Raw genomic sequence first — 16762 nt, forward strand, 5'->3', positions numbered from 1 at the left:
CTCCAAAGTTGATATACAGGTTAATGCGGGCGGTTCGGGGACAGGCTTATCACAAGTAGCCGAAGGATCTGTACAAATCGGTAACTCAGACGTATTTGCAGAAGAAAAAGAGGGAATTCCAGCAGATCAGCTAGTAGATCATAAAGTGGCAGTTGTCGGAATGACAGCAGCTGTAAATCCTAAAGTTGGTATAAAAGACATTTCTAAAGAAGACTTAATTAAAGTTTTCACAGGGAAAATTAAAAACTGGAAAGAGCTTGGCGGGAAAGATCAAAAGATTGTCCTAGTTAACCGTCCTGATTCATCTGGGACTCGTGCGATTTTCAACAAATTTGCCCTTGATGGAGCCACTCCAGCAGAAGGGATCACCGAAGATTCATCCAATACAGTGAAAAAGATAATTTCTGAAACAGATGGGGCCATTGGATATCTAGCATTCTCTTATTTCACAGATAACACTGTTACTCCACTTTCCATTGACGGAGTGAAACCAACAGCAGAAAATGTACAAAATGGCAAGTTCCCTGTTTGGGCCTACCAGCATTCTTATACAAATGGCGAGCCAGATGGACTGGCAAAAGCATTCTTAGAGTTCCTTATGTCTGATGATATCCAAAACAAATTATTAGATGAACAAGGATACCTTCCTGTTACAAAGATGAAAGTGGAACGGGATGCAAAGGGAAATCAAAAAAATATCTAGTTTCTGAAATGAGGTAGGGGTAAGTGCCCAAGGCATTTTCCCCTATGATGTAACTGACGAAAGGGCTGGTGAATATGGAAAGGCTTATTCCAGCTAATGAGAGATTATTAAAATCAAGAAAAAAGGTCTGGGGCAGTGAACTCCGCGGAAGAATCATTGTCATGATTTGCGCGGGGATCATGATTTCTACCACAATCGCAATCACGATTTTTCTTGGAATAAAAGGAATTCAATCTTTTACAAAAAACGATGTGAGTTTACTAGAATTCTTGACTAGTTTGAATTGGAATCCGACCAATAAGGAAAATCCAGAATATGGAGCATTGCCGTTTATTTTCGGTTCCTTTGCAGTCACGTTTTTATCGGCACTTATTGCAGCACCACTTGGAATTGGCGGGGCTATCTTTATGACAGAAATTGCTCCTTCATGGGGAAGGAAAATTCTCCAACCGGTTATTGAACTATTAGTTGGAATTCCATCCGTTGTTTATGGTTTTATAGGACTTTCCGTTTTAGTTCCCTTTATTAGGGAGCATGTAGGCGGTCTGGGATTTAGTTTATTAACAGGAACGATCGTACTGTCGATTATGATTTTACCAACAGTGACAACAATTGCAACAGATGCAATGAGTTCGTTACCTAAAAATCTCCGTGAAGGGTCGTATGCTCTTGGGGCAACCAGGTGGCAAACGATACGGAAAGTTTTGATACCCGCTGCAATGCCTTCTTTACTTACAGCCATTGTCTTGGGTATGGCACGTGCATTTGGTGAGGCGTTGGCAGTACAAATGGTGATAGGAAATGTGAGAGATCTACCATCTAGCATTCTGGATGCGTCAGCAACATTAACAACGATCATTACTTTAAATATGGGACATACCACTTATGGAAGTGTTGAAAATAATACATTATGGTCAATGGGACTTATATTATTGATCATGTCCTTTGGGTTTATTCTCCTGATTCGCTATTTGTCATCAAGGAGGAAAATGTAATGAAAAGTAAAACGACCGATCGGATTGCTACAGGCATCTTTATATTAATAGCAGCCATTATTATTACGGTTCTATTGGGATTGTTATCCTATATTTTTATGAATGGCTTTAAACATATTTCACTTGATTTTTTGACCTCTCCATCCAGTAATATTCGCTCAGGTGGAGGGATCCGTGATCAATTATTTAATTCCTTCTACATTTTATTCATTACCATGCTGATTACGATTCCATTGGGAATTGGCGGAGGAATCTACATGGCTGAATATGCCAAACCTGGGAAGTTGACGGACTTGATTCGTTCTTGTATTGAGGTGTTGGCTTCACTGCCATCTATCGTGATTGGCATGTTTGGTTTACTGATGTTTGTTAATGTCACCGGATGGGGTTACACCATTTTGGGGGGAGCATTGGCTTTAACAGTGTTCAACTTGCCAGTGATGGTTAGGGTAAGTGAAGATGCCCTCCGTTCAGTCCCTCGTGATTTAAAAGAGGCAAGTCTTGCCTTAGGAGTAACACATTGGCACACGATTAAGACAGTTCTGATTCCGGCTGCTTTTTCCTCGATTTTAACAGGAGCCATTTTAGCCTCTGGACGTGTATTTGGTGAAGCTGCAGCGTTATTATTTACATCTGGGCTATCAACACCAAGATTGGATTATGCGAATTGGAATCCATTTTCCGATCAATCGCCATTAAATATTTTTAGGCCTGCAGAAACCCTAGCCGTTCATATCTGGTCGGTCAATACACAAGGATTAATCCCTGATGTAGACGTTGTTTCTAGTGGTTCAGCAGCTGTGTTGGTATTATCTGTTCTAATCTTTAATTTATCGGCAAGATTTATTGGCAGTTTGATTAATAAAAAAATTACCGCAACTAAATAAAGGTGGGAGATAGGATGGTGACCGCAATAAAAGAAAGACATCATGAAAAACAAATCATTTCACCGGATATCCTTTTGAATAAAGAATCTGTACTTAGCATCAATCAATTGGAGATATTTTATGGAGATAAACGTGCAGTAAATGGAATTTCAATGGAGATTGATAAAAACTCTATAACTGCGCTTATTGGACCGTCTGGCTGTGGAAAATCAACATTTTTACGAAGTATCAATCGGATGAATGATTTAATACCAGGAGCAAGTGCACAGGGGGAAATCATATACGAGGGGCTCAACATTCTGTCTGAGCAAATCGATGTTGTCTCATTGAGGAAAGAAATCGGAATGGTGTTTCAAAGGCCCAATCCTTTCCCAAAATCCATTTACGAAAATATTACTCATGCCCTAAAATTTTCTGGTATCAAAAAAAAATCTCAACTCGATGAGATCGTGGAAGAGAGCTTGCAAAAAGCAGCTTTATGGGATGAGGTGAAAGATCGCCTCCATAAATCTGCCCTTTCGCTCTCTGGCGGACAACAACAGCGTCTATGCATTGCCAGAACCATCGCGATGAAGCCAAGCGTCTTGTTATTGGATGAACCTTCCTCTGCTCTTGACCCAATATCCAATGCCAAGGTGGAGGACTTGATTGTGAATTTAAGAAAAGACTATTCCATTATTATTGTTACTCATAATATGCAGCAAGCATCAAGGATTTCGGACCAAACTGCATTCTTCTTAAACGGAGATTTGATTGAATATGATGACACGGAAAAAATCTTTACGAATCCATCAGTAAAACAAACGGAAGATTATATCTCCGGTCGATTCGGTTAGGAGGAAACACAGTGACAATAACCACGTTAACCAGAGAAATATTTAATGTTCAAGATTTGAATTTGTGGTATGGGGAACATCATGCATTAAAGAATATCAATCTCCCAATCAATAAAAAAGAAGTGACAGCGATTATCGGTCCATCAGGTTGTGGCAAATCTACGTTTATTAAGACACTTAACTTGATGATTAATATGGTTCCTCATGTAAAAATGACGGGAGAAATTCAGTTTAATGGAAAAAATATACTAAATGGAAACACCGATCTGGTAGAACTTCGAAAGCAAGTGGGAATGGTGTTTCAAAAAGGCAATCCATTTCCACAGTCTATTTATGATAATGTTGCCTATGGACCGAGAATTCATGGCAGAAGGAGAAAAACAGATCTGGATGAAATTGTTACGAAATCTTTAATGGATGTTGCGTTATGGGATGAGGTAAAAGACCGCTTGCATTCACCTGCATTCGGATTGTCAGGTGGCCAGCAGCAAAGACTATGCATAGCCAGGGCCTTAGCCACAAAACCTGATGTGCTTTTAATGGATGAGCCAACTTCAGCTTTAGACCCTGTTTCTACTTTGAAAATAGAAGAGCTCATCTCTGAATTAAAAGAGAAATATACGATTGTCATTGTTACGCATAATATGCAGCAAGCTTCGAGAGTTTCAGATAAAACGGCCTTCTTTTTAATGGGGGAAATAATTGAATTAGATTTAACTTCTACTATATTCTCCATGCCAAAAGATTCACGAACCGAAGGATATATTACAGGGAGATTTGGATAATGGGGTGTGGGTTATGAAAACGAGAGCGAATTTTGATCATAATTTACAACAGCTTAAGGAATCACTTTTACAAATGTCGGCAAAATCTGAATTAGCGATTAAGGATTCAATGGTAGCTTTGCTAAATCAGGATTTAGACTTAGCGCATAAAGTGATTCAGAGCGATAATGATATCGATCAAATGGAACAGGATATTCACGATAAAGCATTAATGCTGATTGCTAGAGAATCACCTGTAGCAAAGGACCTTAGAAAAATAAGTGTGGCTTTAAAAGTGTCATCTGAAGTGGAACGGATGGGTGACATGGCCGTAAATATTGCTAAATCTGTAATACGAATAGGTAATCAAACATATTTGTCACCACTTAAGGATATTTCGAAAATGATGGAATCTGTGGTAGAAATGGTTACTGATTCCATTACAGCCTATTATGCTGAAGATATAGATCTTGCGCAAAAATGCGCGAAAAAGGATGACCAAGTAGATGAAATGTTTGGGGTGATTATTGGAGAATTGCTTAGCCAAATTCCTAGTAATCCAAATTCGATGAATCAAATCATTCAATTATCTTTTGTTTGTCGGTTTTTAGAGAGAATTGCTGATCACTCCACCAATATCGTTGAAAATGTTATTTTTCTTGAGACAGGAAAACTATATAATTTGAATGCATAATTCATTACTTCAAGATGAGTCAGTTGGCTCATCTTTTTTGTAATAGGAGAACTCTCCTATTAGGCATTAGTGTGCATCTGTGACTAAAGGTTTATTAATCGGAGAGTTTGCTAATGTCGAATGATAGCCGTACAAAATATGACAAATTGCGTTTATTGTATGCCTCCACATCTAATGTTACGATAAAAATAAGTTATTTATAGGAATAATTTGTTTGCAATGGCATATATTGATTGTTTGCAGATTGGAGGAAATCATGAACATAACAGAAACAGAAACCTATCAACCTAAAAAGGGAGAATTATATGCAAAGCTGATTACTCCCAAAAGAATGTTACTTTTTTGGGATACATCAGAAACTGCTAAGAGCATTTTTGAACTCTATTTTGGGATGCGTTTTGATAAGTTGGTTCCAATTGTGAGAATTTATGATGTAACGGATATACAGTTTAACGGAAAAAATGCCCATCACTACTATGAAATTGTAGTACCTTATCAACATGGCTATTGGTTTGTAAAGGGCTTAGCAGCTAATCGAAGTTATGTGGCTGAATTGGGAATCTATCAATCTGTTAATCAATTTTTCCCCTTGTTACGTTCGAATTGTATTCAAACTCCCTCCTTTGAAGATATAAGCGCCGTGATGAATCATGATCTGATCCAACTCCAAAAATATGAAGAAACCTCACCAAAATGGACTGATTTTGTCAGTACATACAGTTACTATGGAGAGTCGAAGAATATGGAGGGAAATCATGAATAGATCCCTGATTCAGGATGAAATAAAGGTGAGAGCTGTAGGGGGCTGGAAATTGAAAATATTATTACTTTGTTGGGAATACCCTCCAAATGTAGTTGGCGGGCTCTCGAGACATGTTCATGGATTAGGAGTTCACATGGCTAATCAGGGGCATGAAGTTCATATACTAACTGCCGGAAATGGGAATCTGCCTTCAGAAGAAATAGTTGATGATGTAAGGATTCATCGAGTGACACCGATTAATGATTTAGATGACGATTTTTTATCATGGGTTGGCGGTCTAAATCTGGCAATGGCCTTTAAGGCAGAAATGCTTTCGGATGAAATCAATTTTGATCTGATTCATGCGCATGATTGGCTGATTGGTGCAGCCGCTATTCACCTGAAAAATTCCTTGAGTATTCCGTTACTTACGACGATTCATGCAACTGAACACGGGCGAAGCAATGGGACCCTTAATCAATGGCAAAAGTTTATTCATGAAAAAGAATGTCAATTAATTGAACATTCAGATCATATCATCGTTTGTAGTGAATATATGAAAGAAACACTTCTATCAGTTTTTGCTGCTGCTAATGAACCTATTGCGGTTATTCCTAATGGTATTGATGAACCTATTGTCAAATTTAGGGCTGGGGATCTTTTTCCTGAACTGAACGGAAAAAAATTTATTTTTTCGGTAGGGAGAATGGTGAAAGAGAAAGGATTTGAAACCATCATTGAAGCGGCGGAAATTTCCAGGGAAACCAATCAGGATTATTTCTTTTTAATTGGTGGAAAAGGGCCTATGTTGGATTCTTATCAAAAAATGATCACGGAAAAAGATCTGCAAGATTATATAAGCTTTACAGGTTACCTATCCGATGAACAAAAAAATGCTTTACTGGCTGATTGTGAGTTGGCAGTCTTCCCAAGTCTTTATGAACCCTTTGGAATCGTGGCACTGGAAGCAATGGTTCATGGGAAGGCAACGATTGTATCTAATACAGGGGGGTTAAAAGGAATTATCAAGCATGAATATTCAGGATTGCTTATGGAACCTGGTGACGCTCGGAGTATGTTAGAACAAATTGCCTTTTTATCCCATCACCCCAGAATGTCTGCTGAAATTGGAAATAATGGGAGAGACGTTGTCAAAAGTTTATATGGCTGGAAACGAATTGCCTGTGAAACGGCCAGAGTGATGGAAGATGTTGTTTTAAAGTCACGGATTAATGAAGAGATGGAACTCGAAAATCAAATGATCAGAAGGTATGGTAAATGATGAATGTAATTGAGACGAATAAAAGTTCCCTGTCCTCATTATCGTTTAAGCATGTTGAGTTTGTTCCAGGCATCTGGATAAAAGGAAAATGTATCTGGCTCCAAAATTGCACTGAAAAAGTATTGGTTGAAGAAGGAATCGTTTTTAAAATAAAGCATGAACAAGTCCACTCAAGAATCAGATATACGACCATTTATGTTAGCAATTTCAGTAATGGACCTAAGGAATTGAAAATAGTAGGAATGCATTATATTCCAGATTTTAACCATTTAGCATTTGTATCACCTTCAGATCAACGCGTTTTCCATATAGCAGATGATAAGATACTATTGGTGAATGGACGGTGCCAAGATTCTTTCGTAAAAGAGTACACGACTATTCCGCTGTGGACTGCCCGTTCTGACAAAATATGGAGTTCTTTGCAAACCGGTATTCTAAAGTACCAGCCAATGGCAAAAGGACCTGCAGCAAGTATTTTAGCTTTTGATTTGAAGCTTGGAGCGCATGAAACAAAAAAATTTAATACGTGGGAAATAATTGGCACCAATAAAAATGAAATACTTTCAATGGAAAAAGCATTAATGTCAGTTTAGACCGAAAAACACACTAGCATTTCCTTTTGAAAAATGATATTATAGAAAAGTCGTATGAACGAACAGCTTAATCGTTTGGAGGGAAATAAACATGCGTGTGAATATTACGTTAGCTTGCACTGAGTGTGGAGACCGTAACTATATTTCAAACAAAAATAAACGTAACAATCCAGATCGTCTTGAGCTTAAAAAATATTGCCCAAGAGAAAAACGTTCTACAGTGCATCGCGAAACAAAATAAACAGCAGGTCTTTCCTGCTGTTTTTTTGTTATCCAAAAATGGGAAGGGGAGAAAACTTTGTTTTCCAATAAAAGCGAGATTCGGGCTGTATTAAAAGAAAAACTTGCCGGGATTACTAAACCTATTTATGAGGATTACTCCTATAAAATTGCTCGACAATTGTATGAAACGGAAGAATGGAAATATTCAAAGGTCGTGGGAATAACCATCTCAAAGCAGCCTGAAGTGGATACCTATCAAATTATCCGCAAAGCATGGGAAGAAGGCAAAACGGTCGTTGTGCCAAAGTGCCATCCCAAGGATAAAAGTTTAATCTTCCGAACACTTACAGAGTTTTCACAGCTAGAATCGGTTTATTATGGATTATACGAGCCAATTGAAACACAGACTGATGCAGTAGATCCCAATGAAATTGCCCTGTTGATTGTACCGGGGTTAGGCTATACACCACAGGGGTATCGTCTCGGCTTTGGGGGCGGATATTATGATCGTTTTTTAGCTCAATACTCCGGAAGCACACTCTCACTTGCTTTTCATGAACAAATCATCCCACATTTTCCTATTGAGGAATACGATCTGCCTGTTGCAAAAATAATTACACCAAACCAAATCGTTTTAACAAAGTAGTGTAAAAATTTTCCTTTATTATTTTATAAACAGGGGTGGCAGGATATTGCTGCATTCTTTATCGCGTTCAGGAGGAGTTGCCGCCATTTTGGTGGGCATCGCCGTTTATGTAGGGTTTGAAGCCAAGGGGTTATTAGTTTTAGGAGCATTTTTTGTCAGTTCGAGTCTGTGGTCAACCTATAAAAGTTCGTCCAAAAAGAAAATCGAAGAAAAATTAGAAAAAGGCTCTGCAAGGGATTGGCGCCAAGTTGTGGCTAATGGCGGTGCAGCAGCACTTTTTAGTCTTTTTTATTATGTACATAATGATCCGACATGGTTAATAGGATTTTTGGCAAGTATATCCAGTTCTAATTCGGATACGTGGGCTTCCGAAATAGGTAGTTTGAGTAAAAGGGATCCTATTTTTATCCGAACATTCAAACCTGTTGATAAAGGGACTTCGGGGGCGATCAGTAATCTCGGAACAATAGCTGCTATTGCAGGTGCCCTATTTATTGCATTCCTAGGGTTGTGGTTGTTTTCTTTGTCAATCTACACTGCACTGATTATTTTTAGCTTTGGTTTTTTCGGAAATGTAATTGATACATTAATTGGGGCTTTTTATCAAAAGGTATATATATGCCATACATGCGGAATTCAGACAGAGAAAAAGAGCCATTGCGGCAAAGCAACTGAAATGTTTAAGGGGTTTTGGTTTGTCGATAATGATATGGTTAATTTTCTTTCAGGTTTCCTCGCGGCCATCATAGCCATGTTTTGGTTTCAATTTTTAGGTTAATTAGGTATAAATACGACATAGGGGGATGAATAAGAATGAAAAATCGTGTAAAACGTGTTGCAGTAATTGGGACTGGGTTTGTGGGTTCAAGCTATTCGTTCGCGCTACTGAATCAGGGGATAACAGACGAATTAGTTTTAATTGATTTAAATAAAGAAAAGGCCGAAGGCGATGCAATGGATTTAAATCATGGGCTTCCGTTCGCTCCTTCTCGTACGAAAATTTGGTATGGCGGTTATGATGAGTGCGGTCAGGCTGATATCGTAGTGATCACCGCAGGAGCGAATCAAAAACCTGGTGAAACCAGATTGGATTTAGTTGAGAAAAATACCAGCATTTATAAAGGCATCGTATCTGAAATAATGGCTAGCGGGTTTGATGGAATTTTTATTGTTGCTGCAAATCCAGTTGATATTTTAACTTATGCTGTTTGGAAATTTTCTGGATTTCCAAAGGAACGAGTCATTGGTTCGGGAACGATTTTGGATACAGCCCGTTTCCGTTTCCTATTAGGGGAGTATTTTGATGTGGATACACGTAATGTCCATGCCTATATTATTGGGGAGCACGGTGATACTGAGCTGCCTGTATGGAGCCATGCTGATATTGCAGGCACTTCGCTTTCAGAATGGACCAAAAATAATTCCGAATTTAATCAGGAAGATCTTGAACAGATTTTTATTAATGTAAGAGATGCGGCATATCACATCATTGAGCGAAAAGGGGCCACATATTATGGAATCGCCATGGGCTTAGTAAGACTGACAAAGGCCATTCTGCAAAATGAAAACTCCGTTTTAACCGTTTCTGCTTACCTTGATGGAGAATATGGGCAGAAAGATATCTTCATTGGAGTACCAACAGTCGTAAACCGAGATGGCATTAGAGAAGTGGTTGAACTTGATTTAAATGATGCGGAAAATGAAAAATTTGCGCATTCTGCTTCTGTTCTGAAAGAAACAATGGCTTCAGTCTTTAATAAATAATCCTTTTTATAGAAATTTTGGATAAAACTTTTGTGATCATCACACACTAACATAAGGAGGGTTGATGATGACAAGAATGTTAACATCCATTTTCATGATTGGCTCAATCGGTTATTTTGCTTACAGGTATCGGTATCGGCTTATTAATGTGCTCCTTGGATCAAGCTGGGTTCGCCGCCTAGCTGTCGGATCTATTATGGGTCTGCCAGGTGTAAAACAAAAAATGATGCAAACTGTGTTCGGAGGACCATCTGACTGGTGAAAAACCACAGATGGTTTTTTTTTCGAGTAAATATGTCAATAAATCATATTTTTAAGATGATTCATTAAAGGAATCCGTGCTTTTCGTTTATAATGAAAGACAGTAGTGAAAAGTGGATATAATGGAACATTATATAGAAAAAAGTGAGATAGAAAGCAGGGGAGAAATGAGTAATCGAGAGAGTTATATGTTCTGGAGGTTGGCATTTTCTCTAATATCTGAGCATGGCTACCGGATCATTCAATTATTTGAGAATCAACGCGAATTGTGGCTTGAAAAACTAGAAAATAAACATGCTCCAATAATAAGATTATTGCAAGGGAATTTTGATTGGAGCAATGCTTTGCAAAGAGATATTGAGCACGCAACTCATAATGGAGAAAGTGTCCGCAAACAGCTTAATCGACATGACCTTCAAGTTGTGTCCATCTATATTAGTGAATTACCTCCTGTGGATGAATACGAATATCGCTTTTCAAAACCTTTTCTCCATCCGGAAGGAAAAACAACCGTCCATTCGTTTCTATTGGCGAAAGAGCTGTATGAACAAGGGTTTGAGAGCCTGAAAAACAAAGTGTATCTTGATCTTTCTTTCCCAATAAAGGATGAATATAATGAAACAGAGGTTGAGTCCTTAAAGCGGGAAACCGTGGAATTTGCGGTTAACAGGGTAAAAACAGAAAGGGCGATCCTTTCAAATGGCAAACCCTTATTTACGTACGTTTTTATGTTTATACAACTAGCCATATTTCTTTGGATGCAGCTTCATGGAGGCAGTACGAATACATCCACTCTGATTAAATATGGGGCTAAGGTAAATCAATTGATTTATGAAGGGGAATGGTGGCGATTTATTACGCCGGTTTTTCTTCATATTGGATTTTTACATTTAGTAATGAATACGCTGGCATTATATTATTTAGGAATTGCTGTAGAACGAATTTATGGAAATAGTAGGTTTCCTTTTATTTATTTGTTTGCTGGTTTTACTGGTGTGATCGCTAGTTTCCTTTTTAGCACTCATTTATCAGCAGGGGCCAGTGGCGCTATATTCGGTTGTTTTGGGGCATTGCTATACTTTGGCATCATGTATCCAAAATTATTTTTTAGAACAATGGGATGGAATGTTATCATTGTGTTAATCCTCAATTTGATGTTTGGGTTTTCGACATCAGGTATAGATAATGCCGGCCACTTAGGCGGCTTGGTAGGAGGATTTCTTGCTGCTGGTATTGTTCATTTTCCAAAAGCTAAAAAACCTTTGCTCCAACTCCTGTTTTTGGTGATTTCTGCAGTTGTAATATGGGGTTCATTGACTTATGGCTTCAGTGCTTCGGGGCAAGCATTGGATGAGGACTCTAGCATCATGCTGGCTCAGGATTATATTAAGCAAGAAAAGTTTGATCAAGCCTACGATGTATTAAATAATTATAAAAAGAATTCTACTGAGCCAACTGAAAGGATCTATTTTCTACTCTCCTACGTAGAAATGAAAAAAGATATGCTCTCTGAAGCAAAGGAGAACCTCCAGAAAGCAATTAAGCTTGACCCGAAATTTCATGAAGCCTATTTCAAACTTGCCTTGATAAATCTGGAACAAAACGATTTACAACAAGCGAAAAGCAATGCCGAAATGGCAGCAAAGCTAAAACCAAATCAAAAAGAATACACCGATCTCGTCAGTGAAATCAGTCAGCACCTTAAATCATCTGGCGAAGGAGAATAGGCTCACCGTTGGCTGTCTCCGTCAAAACCAATAAGTGCGATTGATCATTCGCTAATAATATAATCGGGATGGTACTGCCAATTGGATCCACTACAGTACCGTCCTTTTCTTTAATCCCCAAAAAATACCCTTTATACAAGCCCTCCCACAATTGACCCACCACTTTCTCAGATTTATCACGTGACATCCCTGGCAAACCCACTGCGGCCCTATTAAAAAATTCAGTGAAGTGAAACACCCGGTAAGATTTTAAATTGATAAAAAAGTGCCTGTCACCCTTATTTAAAGTGTTTTGTAGGAGTTGAACTTGATGTTGGTCAAGTTTTTCTTTTAGTTGCTGTTCTTGGGCTGTCTTTGGAAATTGGAAAGTGTAGAGTTTGTTTGGACTTTGCAAGGCAGTATATAGGGTTGTGTTGGTTATTTTTTGGGCACTGTAGATTTGGTTTGCTTCATGGATCTCGGCATGATGGAAGGTAATAGCTTGAAGGATTTGATTTTGGTTGATGTTGATTTTTTTTTGTTGGGAAATAGTAGCAGCGTTTTGTTTCCAATCCCCCATTTTGGCAATTAGTTTGCCATTTGCAAATAAGAGACCGACGTCTTGTCTCAGGTAAGCTTTTCGGTCAAGGGTGGATCCTTCTTTCCACAAGATACTTAATGGACTATCCAATTTAAGCTCTGTTTCTGCTGTTTTAAATTTCACTTGTGGGTTAATAGGAAAAAAGGTGATGGTTTCTTGTACATTTGGCTTAAAAAATGGGTAGGAGAAAATTGCACATGTAGCAAATAAGGCAATCAAAATGACTGTCATGTTATAAATAGATTTCACTAATAATCTCACCCTTCTCAAATTCAAAACATCATTAAGTTTGTCCTACTATTTTATATGGGGAAGGGTAATCACTAATGACAAAAACTTAGTTGTGTGCCAAGAAAGGCAATTATTCCTTTCATAACAAAAGATATTCTTGAGGAGCCTATTCACATAGGTTATACTTTTGAATGTAAAGCAATGGACAATGACTCTCCATTATTATGAAGGGGAACAAGTTATGAAAACGATTTATGATATTCAGCAATTCTTGAAGCGATTTGGAACGTTTATTTATATTGGTGACCGAATTGCTGATCTGGAACTCATGGAAATGGAAATAAGAGAGCTCTATCAATCTCAATTGATTGAAACGAAGGATTATCAGACTGCCCTTTTACTTCTTAGGCATGAAATTCAAATGCTTAAAGAAAACACAGAAAAATAAAGATAGGTGATGGAAATGTCCAAAAAGTGGATTGCCGGAGTAGATTTAGGAGGAACAACAACCAAAATTGCCTTTATTACAATGGATGGCACAATTGAACATAAATGGGAAATAACAACTGATAACGCTAATGAAGGCGAATACATTACTTCAAATATTGCAAAATCCATCAACGATAAATTGAGCGAACTTGGACTGTCAAAAGACGTGTTAGCAGGTGTCGGCATGGGTGCTCCAGGACCTGTGGATTATGAAACGGGAGTAATCTTAAATGCCGTGAACTTAGGCTGGAAAGATAACTTTCCTTTACAGGAAAGCCTGGAAAATGCTACATCACTTCCGGCAGCAATTGAAAACGATGCCAACTGCGCCGCCTTGGGTGAAATGTGGAAGGGTGCGGGTACAGGTGCAAAGAATCTAGTTTTAGTTACCCTTGGTACAGGTGTTGGCGGCGGTGTCATTGTCAATGGAAATATCGTTCAAGGGGTTAACGGTGCTGCCGGGGAGATCGGACATGCTACAGCAGTTCCCTTAGGTGGTGCTCCGTGTAACTGTGGCAAAACAGGATGTCTTGAAACAGTAGCCTCTGCTACAGGTGTAGTACGTTTAGCAATGGAAGAGCTTAAAACTCAATCATCCGATAGCGAATTGGCTAAACTATTAGTAGAAAATAACACAATTACAGCCAAGGATGTCTTTGATACAGCTAAGAATGGCGATGCAATATCTCTTAAGGTATTAAATGAGGTTGGGTTCCATTTAGGTTTAACCTTTTCTACAATTGCCAACACATTAAACCCTGAGAAAATTGTTATGGGTGGCGGTGTATCTAAAGCTGGGGATATTTTATTAAATACTGTAAAAGAATATTTTAATCAATTTGCGTTCTCAGCAGTAAGAAATTCTACAGAAATCTCGTTGGCAACTTTAGGAAACGATGCTGGGGTACTGGGAGCAGCCTGGTTAATTCGTAAAAATATAAAATAAAAAATCTAAACCTGCCATTGTGCAGGTTTTTTTCATTTTTCCTAAACTGCATCATATGTTGGTTATAATGGGAGGTGGATGTAAATGATCCATCCATTTGCAGATAAAAATTTACCAATTGATTCTCAAAGCTTAAAAAAACATTTAAAAAAACTAACAAAAGCTTATCCATTCATAACCATTTCTCCTATTGGCCATAGTGTTTTGGGGCATCCCATTCATGAAATTCGGATTGGTCATGGCCCTAAAAAAGTACACATGAACGCTTCATTTCATGCTAATGAGTGGATTACGACCATGGTTTTAATGAATTTGGTCAATAAATATTTATATTCACTATCGAATGGATATCCATTTAGGGGAATTCATACAGCTAAATTATTTGAAGAGGTAGAGCTATCGATTGTGCCAATGGTCAATCCTGACGGTGTTGATTTAGTGCTTAATGGTCCGCCGCAAGAGCACAAGAAAGACCTGATTGCCATAAACGAAGGTAGCTCCGATTTTATACATTGGAAGGCAAATATCAGGGGAATTGATTTAAACCGGCAGTTTCCGGCAAACTGGGAGCTCTGTCAGAAAATCAAACCGGTTACATCTCCTGCTTCCAGAGATTATCCAGGTCATTCACCTCTTACAGAGCCTGAAGCGATTGCTATATATGAATTGACTAAAAGCAATGATTTTAACCGAGTGGTTGCATTTCATACACAAGGGGAAGAATTTTATTGGGGTTACGGAAACTTAGAACCCCCAGAGTCTGAACAGATGGCAAGAGAGTTTGAACGAGTCAGCGGCTATCAGGCCATTCGCACCATCGAAAGCCATGCCGGCTATAAGGATTGGTTTATTCAGGAATTTAGGCGCCCCGGTTTTACACTTGAGCTGGGTAAAGGAATCAATCCGCTTCCATTATCTCAATTTCCGAGGATCGTAACATGTGTTGAAGGTATTTTTTTAGCTGCACTTTACTGTTGATATCCATGGACCTTCCTTTTAGAATAAATAGTAAATCTGAAAAAAAAGCCGAACTCCGGCTTTTTTCCTATTTTTGTAATATTTTTGAGATCTATGAAACATTTTCGCCTAGTTTACGTACTAACATTTGAAAGGGGAGGGAGCAATTGGGTCAACTTAGTAGATATAAATTCAACATTCATGCAATCATCATCTTAGTAATTTTTACCCTCCTTTTGACCAGTTGCGCCAGTAAGGACCCTGTGAAACCCAAAATCTCAGCAAAAAATGAAAAATCAAATACGTCTGTTATGTCAGGTGAGAATAGCTGGAAGCTGCCAATTAAGATTCCATCTGGTGAGTTTTATAAAGTAGCAGGATGGGCATCGAATGAGCAATTTGTTTACATTACCAACCAGGGACAAACATCCAATGTCTATCTATATCAACTTTCAACAGGGAAGAGTGAACTTATTTATCAATCCGATTCTCCCATTGTAACGGCTCAAATCAGCCCATCGCAAAAGTATATTTTAGTTCAATCTTCACCAACATCTTATGAAGGAATTGTGACCATAATTGATCTGAAAGGTAAAGTAAAGCGACAAGAAACCATCGCTTGTTATGAACTAGCGTTTGAATGGAATCCCTATAATGAAAATGAGATTATCGTTGAAAAATTTAATGAAGATTGGACATTTGCTTTGTATCTGTTAAAGATCAATAGTGAACCAATGATTCAACTCGATTTGCCGCAGCCTTTTACAAAATGGCTTGCTGATTCCCGTTTGGCCTATTTAAAATGGGATGAGAATAATCCAAAATTATTTGCCCCACTTGCCGTTAAAGATCTGAATACCGGTGAGGAAAAAACGCTATTTACTGAGGTTATGCAAATCTCAACATTTAAAAATTTGTTAATGACCATTACAGTTGAAAAGAAGGATCAATCAGAAGCGGTATATTCTTTTTATAATAAAGAATTGGAAAAAGTTTATATGTTTTCCATCCCACAGCTTAGCAAATACTCTGATTGGTTAGTGCCCTTTTATGACTATAGTGAGAAAAAAGGTCAATTCATTACATTAGAACCTAAAACAAGTGGGGAAGCAGATACTTATATGGACGGATTTAATCTCGTTTCATATAAACTTCAACCTGCTAATAAAAAAACCATTCTTGAAGGCTTAAAAAATGAACCACTAAGCTTCTCCCCATCCGGAGAGTTTCTTTTATACGGTAATAGTTTTGAGAAAATCATAAGTGTAAATACGAAGAAAATATATGCATTAACGAAGGAATGACTTTTAGGGGTTGTTCCTCTATTTTTTTTGGCACTGTAAACTTGGTATGTTAATTTCCGCTCCAGACACTTCGCTTTCCGTAGGCGTTTTGGCGAGCCTCCTCGGCGCTAGCGCCTGTGGGGTCTCTCCAGAACCGTAC

Annotated in this window: 20 protein-coding genes; 19 read left to right on the plus strand and 1 reads right to left on the minus strand. The window is 38.2% G+C overall.

Annotation, left to right across the window (positions count from 1 at the left end):
* The 15 genes from V7083_RS17210 to V7083_RS17280 form a co-directional block, all read left to right on the plus strand.
* A partial coding sequence (locus V7083_RS17210) for a phosphate ABC transporter substrate-binding protein (protein ID WP_335480118.1) occupies positions 1-703 on the plus strand: 703 nt, incomplete at its 5' end.
* 74 nt (positions 704-777) lie between these two features.
* Positions 778-1698, plus strand: coding sequence for a phosphate ABC transporter permease subunit PstC (gene pstC, locus V7083_RS17215; RefSeq protein ID WP_335480120.1), 921 nt, complete (start codon positions 778-780; stop codon positions 1696-1698).
* A complete protein-coding gene (gene pstA / locus V7083_RS17220) occupies positions 1698-2585 on the plus strand; it encodes a phosphate ABC transporter permease PstA (RefSeq protein ID WP_335480122.1) in 888 nt (295 codons plus the stop codon). Before pstC ends, pstA begins: the two co-directional genes overlap by 1 nt.
* A gap of 14 nt (positions 2586-2599) precedes the next feature.
* Positions 2600-3421: a phosphate ABC transporter ATP-binding protein PstB gene (gene pstB, locus V7083_RS17225; protein WP_438823739.1), complete on the plus strand. Its 822-nt coding sequence runs from the start codon at positions 2600-2602 to the stop codon at positions 3419-3421.
* A gap of 11 nt (positions 3422-3432) precedes the next feature.
* Positions 3433-4206 (plus strand): phosphate ABC transporter ATP-binding protein PstB, encoded by a 774-nt coding sequence (gene pstB / locus V7083_RS17230; RefSeq protein WP_335480125.1) that lies wholly within the window; start codon positions 3433-3435, stop codon positions 4204-4206.
* 13 nt (positions 4207-4219) lie between these two features.
* Positions 4220-4879, plus strand: coding sequence for a phosphate signaling complex protein PhoU (gene phoU, locus V7083_RS17235; RefSeq protein ID WP_335480128.1), 660 nt, complete (start codon positions 4220-4222; stop codon positions 4877-4879).
* Positions 4880-5135: 256 nt separating this feature from the next.
* Positions 5136-5642: a DUF4912 domain-containing protein gene (locus tag V7083_RS17240; RefSeq protein WP_335480129.1), complete on the plus strand. Its 507-nt coding sequence runs from the start codon at positions 5136-5138 to the stop codon at positions 5640-5642.
* Positions 5635-6903, plus strand: coding sequence for a glycosyltransferase family 4 protein (locus V7083_RS17245; protein WP_335480131.1), 1269 nt, complete (start codon positions 5635-5637; stop codon positions 6901-6903). The genes V7083_RS17240 and V7083_RS17245 overlap by 8 nt, the downstream gene beginning before the upstream one ends.
* The gene (locus V7083_RS17250; RefSeq protein ID WP_335480133.1) at positions 6900-7496 is read left to right on the plus strand and encodes a hypothetical protein; all 597 of its coding nucleotides are present in this window, start codon (positions 6900-6902) and stop codon (positions 7494-7496) included. Before V7083_RS17245 ends, V7083_RS17250 begins: the two co-directional genes overlap by 4 nt.
* Positions 7497-7587: 91 nt before the next feature.
* Positions 7588-7737, plus strand: a complete 150-nt coding sequence (gene rpmG / locus V7083_RS17255; protein ID WP_335480135.1) for a 50S ribosomal protein L33 — start codon at positions 7588-7590, stop codon at positions 7735-7737.
* Between the two features lie 57 nt (positions 7738-7794).
* The gene (locus tag V7083_RS17260; protein WP_335480137.1) at positions 7795-8364 is read left to right on the plus strand and encodes a 5-formyltetrahydrofolate cyclo-ligase; all 570 of its coding nucleotides are present in this window, start codon (positions 7795-7797) and stop codon (positions 8362-8364) included.
* Positions 8365-8410: 46 nt separating this feature from the next.
* Complete coding sequence (locus V7083_RS17265; protein ID WP_335480139.1) at positions 8411-9142, plus strand: DUF92 domain-containing protein; 732 nt, start codon at positions 8411-8413, stop codon at positions 9140-9142.
* 35 nt (positions 9143-9177) lie between these two features.
* Positions 9178-10128 (plus strand): L-lactate dehydrogenase, encoded by a 951-nt coding sequence (locus V7083_RS17270; protein ID WP_335480141.1) that lies wholly within the window; start codon positions 9178-9180, stop codon positions 10126-10128.
* Between the two features lie 67 nt (positions 10129-10195).
* Positions 10196-10390 carry a hypothetical protein gene (locus V7083_RS17275; protein WP_335480143.1) on the plus strand — a complete coding sequence of 65 codons (195 nt, stop codon included), beginning with the start codon at positions 10196-10198 and terminating at the stop codon, positions 10388-10390.
* Positions 10391-10556: 166 nt separating this feature from the next.
* Complete coding sequence (locus V7083_RS17280; RefSeq protein WP_335480144.1) at positions 10557-12116, plus strand: rhomboid family intramembrane serine protease; 1560 nt, start codon at positions 10557-10559, stop codon at positions 12114-12116.
* Here the strand turns inward: V7083_RS17280 and V7083_RS17285 are convergent.
* A complete protein-coding gene (locus V7083_RS17285; protein WP_335480146.1) occupies positions 12091-12945 on the minus strand; it encodes a hypothetical protein in 855 nt (284 codons plus the stop codon). The genes V7083_RS17280 and V7083_RS17285 overlap by 26 nt on opposite strands.
* Before the next feature lie 223 nt (positions 12946-13168).
* Between V7083_RS17285 and V7083_RS17290 the strand changes: the two genes are divergently transcribed.
* From V7083_RS17290 to V7083_RS17305, 4 genes are all read left to right on the plus strand, one after another.
* Positions 13169-13375 carry a YqgQ family protein gene (locus V7083_RS17290; RefSeq protein WP_335480148.1) on the plus strand — a complete coding sequence of 69 codons (207 nt, stop codon included), beginning with the start codon at positions 13169-13171 and terminating at the stop codon, positions 13373-13375.
* Between the two features lie 15 nt (positions 13376-13390).
* Complete coding sequence (locus V7083_RS17295; protein ID WP_335480150.1) at positions 13391-14362, plus strand: ROK family glucokinase; 972 nt, start codon at positions 13391-13393, stop codon at positions 14360-14362.
* Between the two features lie 84 nt (positions 14363-14446).
* Positions 14447-15340: a M14 family metallopeptidase gene (locus V7083_RS17300; RefSeq protein WP_335480152.1), complete on the plus strand. Its 894-nt coding sequence runs from the start codon at positions 14447-14449 to the stop codon at positions 15338-15340.
* A 146-nt stretch (positions 15341-15486) separates the two neighbouring features.
* Positions 15487-16623, plus strand: a complete 1137-nt coding sequence (locus V7083_RS17305) for a hypothetical protein (protein ID WP_335480154.1) — start codon at positions 15487-15489, stop codon at positions 16621-16623.
* Positions 16624-16762: the final 139 nt, after the last annotated feature.

The sequence above is a fragment of the Bacillus sp. JJ1764 genome (genome assembly GCF_036962145.1).
Lineage (GTDB): Bacteria > Bacillota > Bacilli > Bacillales > Cytobacillaceae > Neobacillus.